The organism is Priestia sp. TSO9 (assembly GCF_021029645.1).
GTDB lineage: Bacteria > Bacillota > Bacilli > Bacillales > Bacillaceae_H > Priestia > Priestia megaterium_E.
This window is the reverse complement of record NZ_JAJEKD010000013.1, coordinates 296469-317861: the sequence shown is the minus strand read 5'-3', so window position 1 is coordinate 317861 and position 21393 is coordinate 296469. Positions and strand designations below refer to the sequence as shown.

18 protein-coding genes and 1 pseudogene are annotated in these 21393 nt (G+C 37.4%); 4 read left to right on the top strand and 15 right to left on the bottom strand.

From position 1 onward, the window contains the following. Positions 1 to 219 precede the first annotated feature (219 nt). Both LJC66_RS09800 and LJC66_RS09795 read right to left on the bottom strand, forming a co-directional pair. The gene (locus LJC66_RS09800; protein ID WP_230932441.1) at positions 220 to 1518 is read right to left on the bottom strand and encodes an arsenic transporter; all 1299 of its coding nucleotides are present in this window, start codon (positions 1516 to 1518) and stop codon (positions 220 to 222) included. 15 nt (positions 1519 to 1533) lie between these two features. Then, complete coding sequence (locus LJC66_RS09795) at positions 1534 to 1884, bottom strand: ArsR/SmtB family transcription factor (RefSeq protein ID WP_013056623.1); 351 nt, start codon at positions 1882 to 1884, stop codon at positions 1534 to 1536. Positions 1885 to 2179: 295 nt separating this feature from the next. On the opposite strand from LJC66_RS09795, the gene LJC66_RS09790 reads away from it, so the two are divergent. Next, on the top strand, positions 2180 to 2860 hold the full coding sequence (locus LJC66_RS09790) for a hypothetical protein (RefSeq protein ID WP_230932440.1): 681 nt from the start codon (positions 2180 to 2182) through the stop codon (positions 2858 to 2860). A 72-nt stretch (positions 2861 to 2932) separates the two neighbouring features. After that, positions 2933 to 3634, top strand: a complete 702-nt coding sequence (locus LJC66_RS09785; protein WP_195694433.1) for a hypothetical protein — start codon at positions 2933 to 2935, stop codon at positions 3632 to 3634. 168 nt (positions 3635 to 3802) lie between these two features. Here the strand turns inward: LJC66_RS09785 and LJC66_RS09780 are convergent. Together LJC66_RS09780 and LJC66_RS09775 are read right to left on the bottom strand one after the other, a co-directional pair. Continuing rightward, positions 3803 to 4586: pseudogene (locus tag LJC66_RS09780) on the bottom strand (YibE/F family protein). Continuing rightward, entirely contained in the window at positions 4583 to 5575 is a 993-nt protein-coding gene (locus tag LJC66_RS09775; RefSeq protein WP_230932439.1) for a YibE/F family protein, read from the bottom strand. Before LJC66_RS09775 ends, LJC66_RS09780 begins: the two are co-directional and overlap by 4 nt. 526 nt (positions 5576 to 6101) lie before the next feature. On the opposite strand from LJC66_RS09775, the gene LJC66_RS09770 reads away from it, so the two are divergent. Beyond that, positions 6102 to 6668, top strand: a complete 567-nt coding sequence (locus LJC66_RS09770) for a peptidoglycan-binding domain-containing protein (RefSeq protein ID WP_230932438.1) — start codon at positions 6102 to 6104, stop codon at positions 6666 to 6668. Between the two features lie 223 nt (positions 6669 to 6891). On the opposite strand, the gene LJC66_RS09765 is transcribed toward LJC66_RS09770, so the two are convergent. From LJC66_RS09765 to LJC66_RS09755, 3 genes are all read right to left on the bottom strand, one after another. Further along, the gene (locus LJC66_RS09765; RefSeq protein WP_013082802.1) at positions 6892 to 7212 is read right to left on the bottom strand and encodes a 2Fe-2S iron-sulfur cluster-binding protein; all 321 of its coding nucleotides are present in this window, start codon (positions 7210 to 7212) and stop codon (positions 6892 to 6894) included. Between the two features lie 524 nt (positions 7213 to 7736). Continuing rightward, on the bottom strand, positions 7737 to 9044 hold the full coding sequence (locus tag LJC66_RS09760) for an MFS transporter (RefSeq protein ID WP_195694441.1): 1308 nt from the start codon (positions 9042 to 9044) through the stop codon (positions 7737 to 7739). 324 nt (positions 9045 to 9368) lie between these two features. After that, positions 9369 to 9926, bottom strand: coding sequence for a YdhK family protein (locus LJC66_RS09755; protein WP_230932437.1), 558 nt, complete (start codon positions 9924 to 9926; stop codon positions 9369 to 9371). A 228-nt stretch (positions 9927 to 10154) separates the two neighbouring features. On the opposite strand from LJC66_RS09755, the gene LJC66_RS09750 reads away from it, so the two are divergent. Continuing rightward, on the top strand, positions 10155 to 10583 hold the full coding sequence (locus LJC66_RS09750; RefSeq protein ID WP_195694445.1) for a hypothetical protein: 429 nt from the start codon (positions 10155 to 10157) through the stop codon (positions 10581 to 10583). 138 nt (positions 10584 to 10721) lie between these two features. Here LJC66_RS09750 and LJC66_RS09745 read toward each other — a convergent pair whose 3' ends face one another. The 8 genes from LJC66_RS09745 to LJC66_RS09710 form a co-directional block, all read right to left on the bottom strand. Beyond that, entirely contained in the window at positions 10722 to 13139 is a 2418-nt protein-coding gene (locus LJC66_RS09745; protein WP_230932436.1) for a heavy metal translocating P-type ATPase, read from the bottom strand. 85 nt (positions 13140 to 13224) lie between these two features. Further along, complete coding sequence (gene copZ / locus LJC66_RS09740; protein ID WP_195694450.1) at positions 13225 to 13431, bottom strand: copper chaperone CopZ; 207 nt, start codon at positions 13429 to 13431, stop codon at positions 13225 to 13227. 14 nt (positions 13432 to 13445) lie between these two features. Next, complete coding sequence (locus LJC66_RS09735; RefSeq protein ID WP_013056612.1) at positions 13446 to 13778, bottom strand: metal-sensitive transcriptional regulator; 333 nt, start codon at positions 13776 to 13778, stop codon at positions 13446 to 13448. Between the two features lie 113 nt (positions 13779 to 13891). Beyond that, positions 13892 to 14572, bottom strand: a complete 681-nt coding sequence (locus tag LJC66_RS09730) for a response regulator transcription factor (RefSeq protein ID WP_230932435.1) — start codon at positions 14570 to 14572, stop codon at positions 13892 to 13894. 1 nt (position 14573) lies between these two features. Then, positions 14574 to 15950, bottom strand: coding sequence for a sensor histidine kinase (locus tag LJC66_RS09725; RefSeq protein ID WP_230932434.1), 1377 nt, complete (start codon positions 15948 to 15950; stop codon positions 14574 to 14576). 367 nt (positions 15951 to 16317) lie between these two features. Further along, positions 16318 to 19671 carry a trifunctional glycoside hydrolase family 18/polysaccharide deacetylase/glycosyltransferase family 2 protein gene (locus LJC66_RS09720; RefSeq protein ID WP_230932433.1) on the bottom strand — a complete coding sequence of 1118 codons (3354 nt, stop codon included), beginning with the start codon at positions 19669 to 19671 and terminating at the stop codon, positions 16318 to 16320. 526 nt (positions 19672 to 20197) lie between these two features. Further along, the gene (locus LJC66_RS09715) at positions 20198 to 20617 is read right to left on the bottom strand and encodes a universal stress protein (RefSeq protein ID WP_060747452.1); all 420 of its coding nucleotides are present in this window, start codon (positions 20615 to 20617) and stop codon (positions 20198 to 20200) included. 175 nt (positions 20618 to 20792) lie between these two features. After that, positions 20793 to 20990, bottom strand: a complete 198-nt coding sequence (locus tag LJC66_RS09710) for an IDEAL domain-containing protein (RefSeq protein WP_195694460.1) — start codon at positions 20988 to 20990, stop codon at positions 20793 to 20795. Positions 20991 to 21393: the final 403 nt, after the last annotated feature.

Here is a 21393-nt window from a genome sequence, read left to right as displayed (position 1 = left end):
GTTTTATCATTTTATCATAGAAAGAGCTGTTAGAGTATGAATGAGGAGAAAAGTAGTTTAGATGAGAGATACCTATCTCATTTTAAAAACGTGTCGCTATCCGTTATACTTTTTCAATAAAAAAGCTGTAGATCATTTTCTACAGCTTCGATACACATCTGAATTTTTCTGGCAACAGCCATTATCATATCGACTAAAACAAATCTCCTTTAGGACGTGTTATGAAATAATTGATAACCAAATATACAAACCAACAAGCGTAATAAACAATGTCGGAATCGTTAAGATAATACCTGTTTTAAGATACGTTCCCCATGAAATCTTCACGCCTTTGGTTGAAAGAACATGAAGCCATAAAAGCGTCGCTAAAGAACCAATCGGGGTAATTTTCGGACCTAAATCCGATCCAATGACGTTTGCATAAATCAACGCTTCCTTGATTGTTCCAGCTGCATGTGTTGCATCGATTGCTAGTGCATCAATCATAACGGTTGGCATATTGTTCATAATCGATGAAAGAATAGCCGCAGTAAATCCCATGCCAATTGTTGCTGCAAACAGTCCATGGCTGGCTGTTGCTTGGATCACATCAGCCAGAATTTCTGTTAAACCAGCATTACGCAAGCCGTATACAACGACATACATGCCGATAGAGAAAAAGACAATCGCCCATGGAGCTCCCTGTAACACTTTTTTTGTATGAACCGCTCGGCTTTTTTTAGCCATCATCAAAAACAGAATAGCAATAATGCCTGCAATAATCGAAACAGGGACGCTAAAGAATTCTCCAATTAAATAGCCTAGCACTAACAAAACTAAGACAATTCCGGATAACCGAAACATCTTTTCATCTTTGATGGCATCCACTGGCTTCTGCAAATCTGCTACATTGTATTTCTTAGGAATCCTTTTGCGGAAATACAGATATAAGACCATAATACTTGCAAACAGAGAAACCAAATCTGGAACAATCATGCGTGATGCAAATTCAGAAAAGCTAATACCAAAGAAGTCGGCTGATACGATATTTACTAAGTTACTAACAACTAGGGGCAGCGACGTTGTATCTGCAATAAATCCACTTGCGATAATAAACGGAAAAACCATTTTATCGTCGAACTTTAATGCCCGAACCATGGCTAGTACAATGGGTGTTAAAATCAGCGCTGCTCCGTCATTAGCAAATAGCGCTGCTACAACGGCTCCAAGAAGAGACACATAAACAAACATTCGCACGCCATTACCTCCTGCAGCTCTAGCCATATGAAGCGCTGCCCATTCAAAGAAACCAATTTCATCTAAAATTAAAGAAATAATAATAATAGCAATAAACGTAAGAGTCGCATTCCACACAATGCTGGTTACCTCAAGAACATCTTGAAAATCAACAACGCCTGCCAGTAAAGCAATCATAGCTCCCCCGCAAGCCGACCAGCCGATTGATAAATTTTTCGGCTGCCAAATAACAAAAATTAATGTTACTAAAAAAATCAATGATGCTAGTACAACTGATGCCACTTTTTAAACCTCCAATTATTCACAACAACTAATACGCAGTCCTTGTTTTTCCAGCTCTTTTAAACGTTCGTCCTGACTTGGTACAGATTCAAGTATGCCCAGAACAAACTCATAGTACTGGCTTTCTTTATTAAGAGAATAAAAAACCCATTGCCCTTTTCTTCTTTCCTTCACAAGCTCAGCATCTCTTAATTTTCGTAAATGCTGACTAATTGAAGGTTGGCTAGCTTGATAGATATCTACGAACTCACACACACAGCATTCATTGTTCTCTATTAATTTCACCATTGAAAGCCTTGTTTTATCTCCCAATAATTTTAAGATTTGGGCTGCCTTTTCAATACTATCTATAGATTTTGTGCTCATTAATGAATACCTCCTACTCCCTTTCAGTTGATAGATAATAATGTGCTTATGTATTAATGCTCATTACTATAATTGATTTCTAAATGTTTTACAATTTTTTAGTAAACTAAAAGTGATTTAGTAGTTGTCTAAGAATTTAAAGAAGTTATTTTTTCCCTACTAATCTAAACAAAATCTAGCACATAATACTATAGGTATATTTTCTCGTAAAAATGCTCCTAATGTCCTTGGACAAACATACATACTTATTTTGTCGATCCGCATAAAATATAGAGAAAAATAAGAAAGGATGATTATGATAAAAAAACATTATTCCTATTATAACCCTCAAGATGGTAAATATTATGTAGACAAGCCTTACTCTCTTAGAGACAATAAAGTATCCCCCTCTGCTTCTCCTAAAATCCCTTTGAAAAATACAGCCGACAGAGCTTTTAAAATCCCTGTATTCCTCAGCCACCCTTCTATGCTTAATACTACTCAAACAAGATTTCTTAATCGTTTAATTGATGAAATTGAACGTGCTCTTCTTTTCCCTCGTACACTGCCTGATACAGAGCAATATCCTAATAAAACAATAACAAGCGTTCGCCGAATGATACTCTCTAGCTATGGGTTGATCGCGGTGAATATGCAGCAAGTCTTCGCCAATTATACCATGACGAATATTCCCGGCGGTACACCTCCGCCACCATCATGGGAAGGTGCTCCGTTTTTACAAATAGAGCCAAGCATGGGTTACCAACGAGGCCTGCCTTTACTTCTTATCAAAGAATCAGGTGTCAACAGTATAGGCGTTTGGAATCCAGCAGTAGTTCCGTTCTTTATTATTGAATGGGATTCTACAAAACCGCTTGATGAGTTTTTTAACCGTGTTGAATGGAGAGAAATATTTCAAAACTGGGTGGCTCAAGTGCGAAATGGCTACTTTATTCAAACACAGCCTTCCTATCGATACGGCCCGGATGATCTATAGAAAGAATTTCAACCGAAGAGCACTTTCGAAAGCTGTTTCTATAAAACAAGTTAGAATGCGAGGTGAATATAATTGACTTTAATTAATAGTGGGACATGCGTAGGAGTTCTATATCGAGCTAATGCCGGTGCATCATGCAGAAACGGGTACTGTGTTCATAATGGAAGATTAGTAGGCGGCGTCATAAGCTCAAATGCTGGTACCTTAACGGTTACAAGAAGCATCGATAACACAAAGTTACAGACTTATAATGGTATTCTTCTTAGCCACCGAGCCGTAAACCGAACGACAGGGCAAGTCACGCAGCAATATTTGTATTTTAGAAAAAATCAGTTAGAAAAAGTAGAAGTTACGCCTTATACGCAATATAGTGACCCTAGCTGTCAAAGAGAGAATCATTATAATATCCGTGATATTATCTATCCTGGTGAATGTGTAGGAATCAGATATCGGATAGGAGATGAATGGCATATAGGAAACGGGCGATATCTATATTGGACAGGCCAAGTGAATCACTGTATATTTGATGAACGTCCACAAAGTACAAATAGACAATTTTTACGGCAGATTTGGTACGCACATTGGATACTCGATCCAAAAAATGAACGAAATATTATACCTCAAAAGACCTCTCGAGGACGTGGATCTCCAAGAGGTGAACGTAGAATTTATGCTTTTAAGAATCTGCTTCCAGCTAATGGTGAGACGGTCCTTGTAAAAGCTGCTTCTCCTGTAAATTCTGCTTCTTGGCCTTTTCGTATTATCTATCAGTAAGAAAAACAGAATGTAATCCTTAATGCTATTACAACTCCCATCCTCCACCTAGTTTCCTCTCAAAATTCCACAAATAGGCCGAGGTTAATTTGAACTGCCCCTCCAGTGGTTAACCATTGGAGGGGCAGTTTCTTATGATTTTCTGTTTTTATTTGTCCATACGCTTCTCTACTTTATTTCCTTGTACTGCTTCCCTTTTTCTCTTTTTTGTAAGAAAATAGAAGCGCTAATCCAAGAAGTAATCGGAATAATAATGGCTACACCAATGCCTCCGCTTAAAATAGAAATGACTTCTGCACAAAAGGTTTTTGAATTGATAATGTCTCCAAACGAATACGACAATCTCTTAAACCAGATAATTAACGTCAAATACCCGCCTACAAAGGCAAAATACAGTGTATTGGTTGTGGTGCCCAAAATATCTCTTCCGATTTTCAAACCAGAATTGAAGAGTTTTTTTTTTAGTTACGGACGGATCATGAACAAATAACTCATTCATAGAAGACGAAATAGATAGCGAAATATCAATGATCGCTCCTATGGCTCCCATAATAATTGTACAAATGGCTATTTTAGCAAAGTCAATTCCAACGTAAAGTGAAAAAGCGTTAATTTCTTCTTCTTGTTCTTCTCCAAACCCTTGAATCATGGCATGATGTTCAATGATAAAAATAAAGAGTACTAAAACGGCTAAGGTAATAATCGTTGAAACAAACGCAGCAAGCGTTTTATGATTGAATTTATTAATATAAAATAAATTAATGCAGCTAATGATTGTACAAGCGATCACCGTAACAATAATCGTATTTTTTATAGACAGCATAAAGAGAATGGTTAGAAAAATAACGCCAAAATTCAAGAACAAAGCAAGGAAAGATCTAATTCCTTTTTTTCCGCCTACCATACTCATCAGAATAAATAAAATAAGAGCTAGCAACAGTAAAACGTTCACTTTCTGTTCCCCTTCCTAAAAATAAAAAGAATCGAAAGATAGAGTGTAATTGGAATCGTTAGCACAATGCCAATGCTGCCAGTAAGAGCACGGATTAACTCTAACGAGAAATTCATTGAAAACGTGTATCCTAAAGGAGAACCGTTCTTTAAATAAAGAAGGACCATTGGAATTGTTCCACTTATATATGAAAAAAATAAAATATTCGTCATGGCTCCCATGATGTCTCCGCCAATTTCCTTGCCCGATTTCATTAAGTCTTTGTGCGCTATCTCTTTATTCTTTTCATATAGTTCATAAACAGAAGAAGTAATGGTAATGGCTACATCCATGACAGCTCCTAAAGATCCTATTAATACCTCACTCATAAATATTTTTTGTGGAGGAATTGTTACAAACTCCATTCCTTCATAATGAAGACCGTTCGAATCTGTTAGCTGCATGACTATGTATGCAATTAACAGAGAAACAAACGTACCTATTAAAGTTGAAATGATTGCTACATGCGTTTTTTCTTGATTACCGCTTACTAATAACAAAGAAATAACCGTAAAAAGAACGACCGCAACAATACATACAGCGAGCAAGCTCACATTCCCTAGTGCTAAATATACATTGAGAGCCCCGATTAAAAGGACAATATTAATAAGTAAGCTAATGATTGAATAAAAACCTTGTTTTTTTCCAATCGCCAGCAAAATTAATATAAATAAACCCGCGACGGCGGTAACCTGCGTGTCCCGCTTCACTCCTTCAATCGTGCCGCTTAAAGCATGCTGTGAATTCTTTTCTAAGGAGACAAAAAGATCTGTTCCGACAGTGTACTTTTGATCATAAGCACCTGAGTATGAGTACGTATTCTCTAAATGAATAAGCTTCCCTTTGTATTTTCCGTTCATGATTTTAGCAACAATTTTTTGATAATATACGGTATCTTTGTTGTGATTTAAATCAGTAGATTTATTTTGTTCTACAACATTCGTCTTCACTACCTCCGCTATCGGTTTTTTATAAAGCGAATAATTGTGGTTTGTTACTATTAGCGCTATACACAAACATCAAATTCCTAGTATATAGAGAAAGATTTGTTTACGTGATAATTTATTAAACTTTTGCTTCGAAAAAAGATTCCTTATATGCTGGGAATACAGAGCTGACATCACATAATTCCTTTCTAGTTATTATTTGAACGCAGGGCTTTTGAACATGAAGAGACTGCAAAGAGGTCTAAATTCTTTGCAGTCTTTTCATTCGTTTATTGTGAGCGCTATACAGCAAGACACTCCACCTGCTATTTTTCATTCCGTACTGTATCAGAGAAAAGTGAAATTATAGTGAAAGCATAGAACAATTTATCTACTTCACTAGTTTTTTATGACTATCTTATATAATCATAGGAATATAAAAACAAAGAGAAAACTGTTTGCGCTATAATAAATTGACTTTATAGCTACTGATTAGTTATAAAACTCATGAAAAGCGACAAATAGTTGCTAAAAACAAGGAGGTTATTTCATGTTAACGAAAAAAACACTTGTCATGCTTTCTACTCTCACCCTTGTAACAACATGCGTAGCATTCAGCACTCCAACTACTGAAGCAGCTGGTAAAGATACCTACTCACAAAAAATTGAAACTAAAGCAGAAGCAAGGCCTACGCTTCGTAAAGGTTCTCACTCTAGCTACGTAAAGGACTTACAGCAAAGCTTAAAAGATGTGAAGTATAACACATCAGTTGATGGAATTTTCGGTACGCAAACACAAAACGTAGTAAAAGAATTTCAAACCGATCACAGCTTGTCTCCAGATGGTATTGTTGGCCCCTTAACATGGGCAGCTTTAGATGAGAACAAGGTAGAAAGAAAGCAATTTCCTGTCAGCACAGCTATTACATTCGGTAAAAAAGAACTCGGTGACAACATTGTCTTCAGTACAGACGACCGCTTACGGAAAGATAACAATAATAAAGCTTACTACAGATTCGTAGCAAAAAACAAAGACTGGATGGATCAAGGCGGATCAGGTACCATAGGGTGGTATCACATTTACAAAAATGGAGATGTGATTGAAGCATCCAATTAAACCTATTTACAAATAACGGTTCGAAAAAAGCCTTCATAATCACTCTTTTGAGTGATTTACTACTTCTCTTACAGAATGCTAAAATTTAAAAGAATCATTCCATAGGTATTTTACTTGAACAAGAACAGCTTTTTCTCCCCACAGCTGTTCTTGTTATTTTTTAATAAAAATGAAAAAAGCAGCATACTGAACATTCCACACGCTGCTTTTTGAGATCACAGGACTACTCTGCGGGTCGAGGTCCTGCTTCTCGTCCTGAGTTCTCTACCGTTAGTATTGGCCGAACGGTGATATCTTCATTTACACGAATTTGGCATGATAAGCGCAAGTGATCTTCAATTGAACTTTCTGAGTATGCATTTTTCTCTGCGTGTGTTAAATCACAATATTCGCCTTCAAGCACTTCTACCCTGCAAGTCGTGCATTTAGCTTTCCCGCCGCATCGATGAAGAATATTTATACCGTTGTCTTCGAGTGCCAAGACAAGCTTTTTTCCTTTTGCCACTTCAAAACTTCCGTATCCTAAAACGGTTACTCTTGGCATGTATATCCCTCTTTCCCTCTACTGTGTACAAGCGATTTGAATTACACTATATGCAGTTTCTTTTTATTGCATGCCTAAATCCAATTAAGAAGACCATCGTTTTGTAATACGGCAACTAAAACGACAATCCCAAGTATAATAACAGGTATTAGTGCCTTTAAAATTTGATACTTAGATAATTCTATGCGCTGAGGCTCCTTTAACAGATGACTTTGATTTAACTCAGTATTGTTTTCACTTTCTTTATGATTCATGTTCCTCTGCCTTTCTATTTTTTATAGTGCGGTTCATATCTACTTCTGCTGACATCACAAAAATAGCCACAGAATTTCTTCATAAAAACCATCTTAACCTTTTTAAGAACATGCTATACCAACAATGCTATTTTAAAACAAGTCCCTATCATATGTTTTAAACAAATTCACCTTGTTTCTCTTCTTAATAGCGTTTCTCACATCACTAAACGCACAAGCAAGGTCGTTATTTATAATCAAAAGTAAAACCCCATAGCGAGTCATGGGGTTTTACTTCGTACGTTGGTTTTTTGGAATTTTAATTTGTTTAATATCTCCCAGCACATAAATATAAAAAATTAAGCCTAGCAACAGCACAATTCCCGCTACAATAAAGCTTAGATTAAAAGAACCGGTTTTATCCAAAAGATATCCCGTTAAAGCTGTAGCTATAATTCCACCAAACAAATTATTAGCTAAATTAACAATAGAACTGAGCAGAGAAATAGAGCCTGCAGGCGCAATTTCAGCAGAAATTGACCAGCCGATTGGTGCCGTTGCAGATATACCTGCCAGTCCAATCGAGATACAAATCATCGCTACTACAACACTATTGGTGAAAATAGAGCCTAAAAAAACAAACCCTAAGCATAATCCTACAACAATGATCGTGCGATATACTTTTTGACTGTTATATCCTTTTTTTATGAGGTAATCAACAAGCCAACCGCCAACTAAAATGCCAGCAAATGTAGCAATTAGCCAAGGTACTGCCGTAAGCAGACCCGATGACATGATATCCATACCGTATTTCTCTTTTAAAAAAGTTGGCAGCCACGTTAACAGTAAATTAAACGTATATCCATAGCCTGTAAACCCAATCATCAGCCCCCAAACTTTTCGATTCGTAAATAATACGTTTAAGGTATGTAAAAATTTTGATGTTTGTTCATCGTTCGCATTTAAATTATTTTCTTGAATATACTTCAACTCATCATCTGATATGCGTCTGTGCTTTTCTGGTTTTTCGTAATAAAACCAAAAAAGCAGCGTGAACAGCACGTTTATAATTCCAATGGATAAAAATGCTGTGCGCCAATCAAATTTGGTGATGAGAAACGCTACAAGAGGCGCGCCAAGTACATTTGAAAATTTGGCCGCTGAATCAAACAAAGAATTTGGTAAGCTTCTTTCGTTTGGAGGAAACCATAGAGACGTAGCTTTTGATGCTGCTGGAAAAGCTGAAGCACTCATTATTCCTATTAAAAACCGGACGATATAGAGAAGAAGTTTTCCTTGCAAAAATGCCATCGACATCGTTAATAAACTCCAAATTACCATACCCACTCTTGTTACCCATGCTACTCCGAACCGATCAAGTAAGCTTCCCGCAGGTATTTGCATGATCGTATAAGAATACGTATAAATAGAAAAGACAATTCCGAGCTCTGTTCCCGTTAAGTGAAATGCATCTTGTATTGCAGGAGCGGCCACTGACACCGCTACACGATCAAAATAATTTAAAATAATCATACTGCTTAACAAAGATGAAATAAACCATCGTGTACGTCCTGTTCGCTTTACTGAATGTTCACTCATAGCTAGCTCCTTTCATCAGTAGTTTGTTCGTTTTATTACCGTAGCATTCTACTTAATACCACAACTTCTTTTGAAAGAAACATGCGTTTTCTTCATCCACCATGTAAGAAATTCCTCATGATAAAACATAAAACAAAAAGAGATTGAGTCATAACTAAATCAATCCAAACTACAGCTAGAAGCCACCACCTACATGAAACCTCCGTTCACCATAACAATGAAAAAATCCGAACGAGTTGGATTCTCAATCAAGAATCTCGATTCATCGTTCGGACCTTTTTTACCTAAAATACTTTTGTACCAGCCTCTTTTTTCGCTAACAGTCTATTTGGCTGAAAGTTCACTTTCGGTTACCCACTTGTGATTTTTTACTTTCTCTCCGCCTGTAGTCGGTGCGTAGTCTACCATGTATACCGTTGTTTTTTCGGCTGAATCAATCGTTGCTTTTGCCCCTTTCATACCTTTCATATGATCTGCTTCAAGCGTTGCTTCGCTACCTGCCTTTAACTGCTCGTTACCCGCATCTTTTATTTCTTCTTGAATAACCCACTTATGATTTTTCACTTTTTTTCCGCCAGTCTTTGGCGTATACGAAACGGTATAGGCCGTAGTGTCGTAAGCACCGACAATGGTTGCTTCAGCCCCGTTCATGCCTTTCATATGATCTGCTTTTATAACGGCTTTATCTCCAACTTTATATGTTGGATTCTCTGCTTTTTTTAATCCTTTTGGAACCTCTCCTGAACTAGAGTGATTCATCTCTGAGTGATCGTGCATAGATTCGTTTTTGTCAGCTGAAGGCTTTTCATGACTAGAATCGTTTCCGCATCCGCTTAGTCCAATAATGACAGATGCACCAAGAATAAATAGCTGTTTTTTCATAACAGTCCCTCTTTTCCACATAATAAACTTTAAAATAAAAATCATTTAATCATTAGAAACAATTTATCTTTGCCTACTCTTCTTCTTTTCTTTATTGTAGCCAAAATTTGTGCAGATTTTGTGAAGATGAAGATAATTGGACACGAAAAATTCCTGTGCCTAAAAAAGGCCTTCGTATGAATCACTTACCACAAGGAAAAAGTATAAAAATAAAAGGAGGAAAGAAACATGCTAAAAATACGCTTTGCTCTGCCCTCACTGTTACTTGCGTTTAGCTTGGTGATGGGAGCGCCTTTTGCTTCCGCACACTCCACTCTCTCATCTAGCGTACAAAAAATAGAAGTAACGTCCATTAAAATGAAAACGCTCAAAACATTTATTGATGAACAAGATATGAATTCATTCACTAACAGTATAAAAAAAGCGCAGCATATGAAACTTCTCTTGGATGAAGAATCTGCTGGGAGCATCGATTGCAAAATGACTATTACCTATGGAGATGGTTCTAGCCGTCATTATTTCATTTGGATTATGGATGACGGACGTGATGTGCTAATTGCTCAGCAAAAGCATCCAGAAGACCTTCATCTTAAAGGGTATGAATTGAATCAAAAAAATTCCTTGCACCTAACAAAGCTGCTAAAGAATATTCTTTAGCAGCTTTGTTTTTAGATTACTTTCACCGAGAATAACTCGATGACTCCAATATTTTTTAGTTTATATTGCCAACATAGCATATACTGCTATGACTGCGAGCAAGTACAAAATAGCTGAGACGATCCACTTTTTCATATCTTATAGCCTCACTCTCTGCAATCGCAGTGCATTTAATACAACCGACACAGAACTAAAGGCCATCGCGGCTCCAGCGACCCAAGGGGCTAACAGCCCAACTGCTGCAATTGGAATACCAAGCGTGTTGTAGCCCATTGCCCAGAATAAGTTTTGCTTAATATTAGAAATTGTTTTTCTACTCATTTCAATTGCATCTGCAATGCTCATCAAGTCTCCTCGCATCAGCGTAATATCAGCGGCTTCCATCGCTACATCCGTTCCTGTTCCGATGGCCATTCCAATATCAGCTAACGCAAGTGCAGGAGCATCATTAATACCGTCTCCTACCATAGCGACTTTTTTACCTTGCTGCTGAAGCTTTTTCACTTCTTCTGCTTTGCCTTCTGGCAACACTTCTGCTATAACGTGCTCAATACCCGCTTGCATCGCAATAGCCTGAGCTGTTTGACGATTATCACCTGTAATCATCATCACTTCTAAGCCCATTTCTTTTAACCTGGAAACTGCTTCTTTAGAAGTCGCTTTAATGGTATCTGCAACAGCAAGCATACCGGCATATTTTCCGTCAAGAGCAACGAGCATAGCCGTTTTTCCGTCTCGTTCTAAATTTGTCATTTCTTCTAAGGCTGTATCAATATTTACTTTATGTTGGTTCATAAGCTTTCTTGTTCCCACTAACAGCTCTCGCTCTTGTACAGTTGCTTTTACTCCATACCCTGGAATAGCTTCAAAAGATAACGGATCTTGAATCTCTATACCTTTATTTTTTATACCTGCTACGAGTGCTTGAGCGAGAGGATGCTCCGACAAACGCTCAGCCGATGCAACTAACTGTAATAGCTCATTTTCTTCGTAGCCTTGTGCAATACGTACATCGGTTAACTCTGGGGTTCCATTTGTAACAGTTCCCGTTTTATCTAAAAGAATCGTATCGATTTTATGCGTTGCTTCTAAATGCTCTCCGCCTTTAAACAAAATACCAAATTCTGCTGCGCGGCCCGACCCAGCCATAATGGAAGTTGGAGTAGCTAAGCCTAACGCGCATGGACATGCAATCACTAATACGGCAATAAGCTTCTCTAAAGCCGGTGCAAATTCGCCAGGCGCAATCCAGATATACCAAACAAAGAAAGTAAGAAGTGCAATTCCGACTACAATTGGCACGAATATACCTGAGATATAATCAGCTAATCGCTGAATAGGCGCTTTAGAACCCTGCGCTTCTTCTACTACTTTAATAATTTGCGCAAGCGCCGTCTCCCTGCCAACGTTTGTAGCTTTTATTTTCAGAAAACCATTTTTATTAAGTGTAGCTCCAATTACTTTATCTCCAATGTTTTTATCTACCGGTACGCTTTCACCTGTCAGCATGGACTCATCTAAGGCCGATTGCCCGTCAATAATCTCTCCGTCTACAGGCACTTTTTCACCAGGCTTAATAAAAATAACTTCGCCTTTTTGGACTTCTTCCACTGGAATTTCAACTTCCGCTCCGTCTCTTATGACAACGGCCGTTTTAGCCTGTAAGCCCATCATCTTTTTAATTGCCTCTGAAGAACGGCCTTTGGCATTTGCTTCAAATAATTTCCCTAAAAGAATCAGCATAATCAATATAGCGCTCGTTTCATAGTAAAGCTGATTCGTATGAGCAGATGACCCAAGCGATTTAAGAGAAGAGTATAGACTGTAGAAATAAGCTGCGCTTGTACCTAGTGCTACTAAAACATCCATGTTGGCGCTTTTGTTACGCAGAGCTTTAAATGCGCCTACATAAAATTGCTTCCCTACCACGAATTGAACAGGCGTAGCTAAAGCGAGCTGAACCCATGGATTCATTAGCATATGAGGTAAAGGAATAAACGACGTAAACGTAAAATGGCTAACCATTGCCCACAATAACGGTACGCTTAAAATAAATGCGAACCAGAACTTTCCTTTTTGTTTACTCAGTTCTTTTTCTCTATAGCTTTGCTCTTCTTCGCTTTCTTCCGACTTTAGCTTTGCTCCGTATCCAAGCTTTTCAACTCGCTGCGTTATATCTTGCGGAGCTATTTGAGAAGGGCTGTATTCAACAGAAGCCGTTTCTAAAGCAAGGTTAACACTTGCCTTTGTCACGCCTTCTAATTTGTTTAACCCTTTTTCAATACGAGTCGAACAAGCGGCGCACGTCATTCCCGTAATAGCAAATTCGGCTTTTTCACTTACAACTCCGTACCCAAGCTTTTCGATTTTTTCTTCAAAGACCTGTGGACTTGTTTTAGACGGATCAAATATGATAGTAGATCTTTCCAAAGCCAAATTCACGTTTGCTTCTTTTACACCTTCTATTTTTTTTAATCCTTTTTCAATTCGGTTAGAACACGCTGCACATGTCATACCTGTAATTTGCAAGGTGGCTTCTTTTTGTTTGTCACTCATCACGTTTCGCCTCCTGTTATATACCTATAAGGGGTATATATTTTTCTTAAATCAAGCGTGCGAAGGTATTCGCACGCGATGATGTTTATGCTACGTCATAACCTTGGTCATCAATAGCCTCTTTAATATCTTCAACCGTTACTTGACTTGGATCAAATGCCACTGTTACTTTTGCATCTTCTAAGCTTACTTCTACGCTTTTAACGCCACTAAGTTCGCCTACGCCGCCTTCAACAGCTTTGACGCAATGACCGCAAGACATTCCTTGTACTGATAATGTTACGTTTTCCATTTCTAGCATCTCCTTTATTTCATTAATCGTTTAATGGTTGTTAATAATTCATCTACTACTTCTTCATCACCATCTTGCACACGTTCTACAATGCAATGCTTCAAGTGACCTTCAAGCAAAATTTTACTTACACTATTTAAAGCAGACTGCGCAGCTGCGATTTGAGTAATCACGTCGTCACAATACGTATCTTTTTCAATTAATCCTTTAATTCCTCGAATTTGTCCTTCAATTCGATTTAATCGGCTTGTTAGATTTTTTTTCACTTCTGGAGAATGGTGACTTTTTCTTTCACTATTTATCGTACAACATTTTTCTTCACTGTTCATGTGATTCGCTTCGACCATCTAACATCCTCCCTTCATGACTTCATCATACTATACCCCCCTACCCTATGTAAAGGGAAAGAAACGTTTATTTTATCTTTTCACCAATTTCGATAGCTATGCTCATATCATTTTCAACTAACATCAACCCACTTATAGCCTATTCCCCATACGGTTTGCAGGTATTCGTCTACAGGAAAACCCGCTTTTCTAAGCTTATCCCGAACATTTCGCACATGGGAGTCAATAGTACGATCTCCAATCTCAGCCTCATATCCCCACACTAACACAAGCAAGTCGTCCCGGCTGAACACACGATTTAAATGCTGAAGAAGTAATCCCACTAATTCAAACTCTTTAGGGGTCACTTGAATGTACTGATTTTTATATTGTAATACGTGGTCTTCCTTGCTCCATACTAACCCTTTATAGGTGATTTCATTCTTTTCTTTTAAGGAACGCCTAAGAACCGCGCTGATGCGTGCAACCAATTCTTCTTCGCTAAACGGTTTAGTAATATAGTCATCTGCCCCTATATTTAATCCTTTTACTACATCTAACGTTTGGCTGCGGGCTGTGAGCATAATCACTGGTATATCAGACATTTTTCTTACTTCTTGGCAAATCTCCCACCCATCTTTGCTTGGCATCATAATATCTAATAGCATCAAATCTGCTTTTTTGCCTTCACAAAGATAGCGCAGCGCTTCTGTGCCATTTTCAAATTTTATACATGTAAATCCGTTTGGCAGCAGATAAAGTTCCAGTAAATCCAGCATCCTTGCTTCATCATCTACTAATAAAATAGTGGCCATCCTATCCATCCTCTCTTAATACAATCTCTACAGTCGTTCCTTTTTCCATCTCGCTTGTGAGTGTTATGTCTCCTTCATGAGCTTCTACAATCTCCTTTACAATTGATAAGCCTAATCCGTAACCTCCGCTTTTTCTCGAGCGAGATTTTTCCACTCGATACAGCTTATCAAATACGTAAGGCAGATCTTTTTCTGGAATGCCTATTCCTTGATCTTTAAGAGTTATTGTCAATAATTCAGCTGATTTTTTTACAATTACATCAATTTTAGTCCCTTCTTTTGAATATTTCATTGCGTTATCAAGTAAATTGATAATCACTTGCTGAAATCTTTCAGGATCTAGTGAAACGTAAAGGTCTTGAGGGCAGCTTATGTCCAGCTTCATCTCTTTTTCTTTTAAAGCTAAATGAAAATGTGCGCATATGGCGTGCAAATACGTAGCCAGTTCTACTTTTTGTTTTTGAATAAAAAATGTGTGCTGATCCAGCTGCGCCAGCTGAAACAAATCTTTGACTAGCTGTGAAATTCTTTCCGCTTCTTCTTCCACAATGGTAAGATATTTATCACGTTCTTGCGGTGTATTAGAAGGCCTTCTCGCTACGTCCGCATAGCCCTTTAAATACATCAAAGGAGTTTGAAGTTCATGTGAAATGCTGCTTAAAAATTCATTTCTCTCTTTTCGTAACCGCTGCAGCTCATTCGCTAGCGATTGAATGGACGTTCCTAATTGTCCAAGTTCATCTCTTGAATGAGCACCAAGCTTTACAGACAAATCCCCTTGACTCAGCTTCTCTGTTGCTTTTTTCATCTTGATTAAAGGAGCGGTTATAAATTTAGACAGAGCAAAAATAGTCACAATCGAAAATAAAATGGAAACAGCTCCCGCTACGTAAAAATGATGCTGCAGTCTCGCAATCATTTCGTGAATATCATTTGTGTTTTTGAACATATAAACCGTTCCGAACTGCTGACGGCCTTTTTCAATGGGTGATGCTGTGGCGATATAAGGTCTGCTTTTCCAGTCGCCTTGCATAATTTCACCTTCGTATGTAAGAGACTTTCCTTTCCATTTCTCTACTGCTTTTCTTGCACCTTGAATTAAAGGCCTAGATGAACTGATAATTTTTCCTGTTTTATTTGTTATGACAACATCAGTTTCTGCTTCAGATTCCATCAGTGCAACATGGTTAAGCGTAGCCGCATCATGATGCTTCTCTAATACTTCCCGGTGACTGTTTCCTCTTAAACGCAAACTTTCTAATTCTTCCGAAATTCGTGTGTTGGCAAGACCGCTATATAAGTAAAAAAAGAGAGCAACTTCAATTAGTAAAATGAACATTAAAAATAAGAGTCCAAGCTTAATAGAAATTTGATTCATTTATTCACATCCTTTGCTTTCATTATAAAAGTAATAATTGAAGAAACTGTGCAGAATACAAATACGCCACAAAATAATTATCTTTATACTATGAAAAGTTTTCTAAGAAGAAGCTTCCTCTGTTGATACAACTGTACTGAATTGGTCAAATAAGCGTTATTCTCTGACATTTTACCATAGGTAGAAGGAACGGATACGTACGCAGAACAGCATTTTAATGAACAAAAAAGGAATGTGAATGATCCCTATGGATACGCGTAAAAATGAAGGTTCTTTTAAATATCATTATTAAGCGAACTCTTTACTGTTTTTCTAATAAAAAAGGTTAATCAGCAAAAGCTAATTAACCTCGTTAAATAGTGCAATTTCACCCAGTTCTCTCAGTTGAACTGTCTCCCGTTACCTGCAAGTTTCCGGAGCGTTTTAATTTGTTCCACCCTACTTTTGTTCCTTTTAATGCAGCTAAAACTGCCTTCCAAGCTACCCATAGTAATAAGTAGCGATACACAATTCTTTGTATCACTAGAGCAATCAATGGTTTACTGCTTATTCGCTCTAATCTAAAGGCCACTAAGCAAACAAGAAAATCAACAATAAAGTAGCACCCGTATAAAAGAACCGAATGTTTAACATCTCCAGTACATAGCCTCAAAACAAATAAAAGGTCTAAAAATGGTGCAAATAAAGGAAAAATGAATTGAAACAGCAGCATATTAGGAAGAGCCATAAAACCTAATGCTTTATGCTTGCGCCCTCCAAAAGCTCTTTTGTGCTTCCATAAGCACTGTAAAGTCCCAAAGTTCCAGCGATGGCGCTGTTTGAGAAAATCTTTACGCTTTTCCGGTGCTTCTGTATATGCACTTGCTTTCTCTTCAATTGAAATTTTATAACCGCTGCGCAATATACGCAGAGACATGTCTGTATCTTCAGCTAATGTATCGGCCGTAAAATACCCTAATTCTTGAACAAGTTTTTTTCGCCATGCTCCTATTGCGCCTGGAACAACTGTCACACAATTAAGCATGGAAAAAGCACGTTTCTCTAAATTAAAACCTGACACATATTCAATATGCTGCCATGTTGTTAATAAATTACGGACATTTCCTACTTTGATGTTCCCAGATACCGCTCCTACTTTTTCGTCGTTAAAGTGTCTTACCATAAGCGATATAGCTTCAGATGAAATAATGGTATCGGCATCAATTGACACAATAATATCTCCTTGTGCTTTTTGGATACCCAAATTGACCGCCGCAGCCTTTCCTCCGTTTTTCTTTCGAAGAAGACGAAACTTGTCATTGTTTTTAAAAGCTTCAGTAACAGTCTTTGACGTGCCATCTGTTGAACCATCATCAACCATAATAATCTCAAGGTTTTGATATGAACTCTTCAACACCGATTTAATTGTCCTGTTTATGACATTCTCTTCGTTGTATGCAGCGACAACTACGCTGACTAAAGGCTGATATGAAGCATCAAACTGCAGTTTATCCGCTTTTCTTTTATGTTTAAGAGCGAGATAAAATACAATAAGCAAACGCAGTGTAAATACAATTAATGTTCCATAAAACAAAACGAAAAAAACAGTATGCAGCGCAGCAATATTCACTAGAATCAATTTGATGTTTTGAATAATAGGATTCTCTGCTTTTAAAACGGCTGGCATTGTACTTTCCCTGCTTTTGTTAGTCAAATTACCTGCTGTTACAAATGTATACCCTTGCGCCTGTAGCTTTTCAATGATTTGAGGCAGTGCTTCTACTGTTGCTTCTCGGTTTCCTCCTCCATCATGAAGTAAGATAATATCACCGTTCTCTGCTTGCTTCATCACACGGTTTACAATTTCTTTACTATTTTTGGCTTTCCAGTCACTCGAATCAATATCGTAGTTAACCGTTATATATCCCATGTTCGTCGTATCCGCCATTTTTTGAAATGAAGCTGGGTCATATACCGTTTCATCGTAACCATTATAAGTGCTTTGATTATCTCCATACGGAGGACGATATAAAATAGATGAATGACCAGTTATACCTTGAATGACTCGTTCTGTTGCATTTACTTCATACTTTAGCTGATTTTTAGAAATATTGATTGTATTTGGGTGGGAAAACGTATGATTTCCAATTTCATGACCATCTTCATATACTTGTTTAACAATATCTTGATGAAATACTGCATTTTCACCAATCATAAAGAAAGTAGCTTTTACATTGTGAGCTTTTAAAATTTTTAAAATTTTCTCTGTGTATTTAGGATCTGGCCCATCATCAAATGTCAAAACAATTTCTTTGTTAAATATTTTGCTTAACCGCTCAATCTCAGGAGCTTGCGGCATTGCTGTGTACTCTTCCCCTGAAATAAATCCTTTCGAATCAAAAGCAAAACGTCTTTCTCCCGGAGAAGGCTCTGTTTTTGCATGAAGTATGCTTCCTTCTCCATAATTGTAAGCAATTTCTCCATTTTTAACAGTCTGAATCTCACTTACTTTATGTCCTTTTACTACATCCCATACAGACGGGTCTTCCGTTCCCAGTCTCCATAAAGCAACTCCTTTGGCACCGCTTGATGAAGCAGCTTTCCACTGGTTATAAAATGTCACGCTGTCCAAAAACCATAGCTCATGCGTACCCGTTCCGTCTTTATAATTTACATATGGCGTTTTGCTTTCATCATCCCACTCAACATTCAAGTGGGCTTTTTGAGCCATTCGCATGACGTCTTCAAATGATACAACCTCTCCTCCTTGCTTGCTTTTTTCGTTCCAGTCATATCCATAGTTTCCAAGACTAACAATCATCTTATCTTTTAACGATTTTGATAAATTGTTTTGATACCAAGAAAATGAAGCAATAGGACCTGGACTTTGAAAGTGCTCGTCGTACATCATTAAAATCATACGGTCATTATACTGTTCTAAACCACTATAATCGAATGCTTTATTAGCTGGAGGCACATCCATAGTTACCATTAAGCCATCTTCATGGAAGGCTGTATAAAGTTTCTTCATAAAATCTGTTAGTAACTCTCTGTCGCTGCTTTTGATATTTTCAAAATCTATATTTACTCCATCATATCCATTCTCTTTAATTTGATGATGTAAATTATGTATGAGTTTGGATTGTTCCTGAGGAGATTGCAGCAAGCGGTGAACCGTTTGCTCATCCCATTTTCCATTTGACTCGTTTGTGAGCAGCGGTAAAACCTTTGTATGATGCTTTTTAGCAAAATCTCCGATATCTTTTTGAACACTGCTTTTTAATTCCAAGTTCGAATTTAATGAAAACCATTGAGGTACAAGAACGTCAATTTGGTCAATATTATTTTTTAATGAACGCTCACTATTTTTATCCCAATTAACATAGAACGCATAAAAATCATCTTTGTTCACAATCCGGTTTTCTAAAAACTTTTTATGAGACTCATCTTCTGAAAAAGAAGAGAGCTGGCCGCTATCATTATCGGACGGATAAATAGTCGAAAATTCATTCTTTTCTTCAGTCCCCCATGTTGGCAAGACCGGATTAAAGTGAAGGCTTAAGCCTGAAACGAAAGCTGAAAAAAGAGTAAAAATAATTACGAGTATAAATAGACTTACAATAATATGCCATCGTTTTAAAGAACTAGTCTCAAAAATGAATTTTTTCTTACTTTTGTCCGTATGCGAACCAGCCGTCTTCTCACCTCGCCTGTTCTTTTTGTTGAATTGTGTTGTTTGCACATGCATACCTGCTTTCTATCCTTTTTAGCTATGATGTAAAGGAAAAAACGTTTCTACCTCTGTTTTTGTATCCTCTACGTATTTTTATCACTTTCTCTACACTTTTTAGTTTGCTAGTAGAAAAAAGAGTGGAGATCGCGTTGTTTTTGTAAAAAGTCATATACTCAAAAGAGCGAAAACTTTTATACCCCTGTGCGTCTGACACTATAAGTTTTTCTGCAAACAAAAGGATAACAGAAGTAAATCAAGCGGTATATATGCTAATTTATCGAATTTAGAGATAACTTATGGAAGTGTAAGGCTTTACAGTTATACCTTTTTCTAGGTCTTATCTCGTCTTATTAGTTATTTAGACATGTATTTTTTTCATTTTCTTAGAGCTTCTAATAAAAGTAGTGTATTGCTTAGAGAACTTCTGCGTTTTTACCGTATTAAAAATTCCCAACCAGCTAAAGCACTAGGCGATTTAAAGGCGACACAGATTAACTCATAACAAAAAGCATGTTCTCCCTGGAGAACATGCTTTTTATTTAACAATGATAACAGGACATTCTGCGGATTGAGCAACTTCGTGACTTACACTTCCTAAAAATGTCTCTTTCACAAAGCCCTTTCCTCGACTTCCTATTACAATGACGTCTTGTTGATTGTCATGTGCGTATTCGATAATTTTCTTTGAAGCGGTGCCCTCTAAACCGTATGCCTCATATGGAATACCTGATTGAGTTAAATGATTGTGAGCTTCAGATAAAATATCGCGGTTTTCTTCTTCTATCAGTGCGTCTAAGTCAACGCTAAAAACAGGCTGCTGCAAGTGAATTCTTTCCTTAATATGTACAATTGTCAGCTTATTAGCATTTACGCTTTTAGCTAGTTTACTTGCATGTTGAAGAGCACGAATAGAAGGTGCCGAACCGTCAAAGGCAACTAAGATTTTGTTATACATATAAAGAACCCTCTCTCTTTTTGTTCTTTCATGATGCGTTACCATCTAGATGCTTTATCAGCCATACTATACTTTTACCGCTTTCAGAAAAAACAAAACATTTATCCGTTTTTCCCCATATAAAAAGCCTTTGCTCACTAGAAGCAAAGGCTGATTGTTTATGTTAGTAGGTTATTTAACAAACTTCTTTTAACTCTTCAGTTAAACGTAAAAAAGTTTCTTTATCTCTTTTTTCTAAAGACTGATCAATTTGCAGTAAAAGCTGTGCTTTTTTAAAGTCACGAAGAGATTTGTTTAGCACTAGTTGAGCTGCTGTCGCGTCTGATACTTTTACTTCTGCTTGTGTCATTTTGCGGGACGTATAGTTTTCCATTACAAGTCAACTCCTCATCCTTTTCGCTATTATATAAGAAATCATATAATTATTCAAATATTTTTTCTTATTTTTCATTTTAAATTCACCTCTCAAAATGAGCTTTGGACATACCCAAATCATTTTAATCCAAAGGCGAGCGAATTGAATGAATTGATTTCCGTGCAGGGCTTCGCTTTCCGCGGGCGGCCGGTGAGCCTCCTCGTTGCTTACACTCCTGAGGGGTCTCAACTATTCCGCTTTTCTCGCAGGAGTCTTCGCCTTGCACTCCGATCAGCAGCTAGAAGCAACAGAATACACAAAATCCACGTTCACCATCACCATGAAAAAATCCGAACGAGTTGGATCCTTTACCAAGAATCTCGATTCATCGTTCGGATTTTCTTTCAACTAAAATACTTTT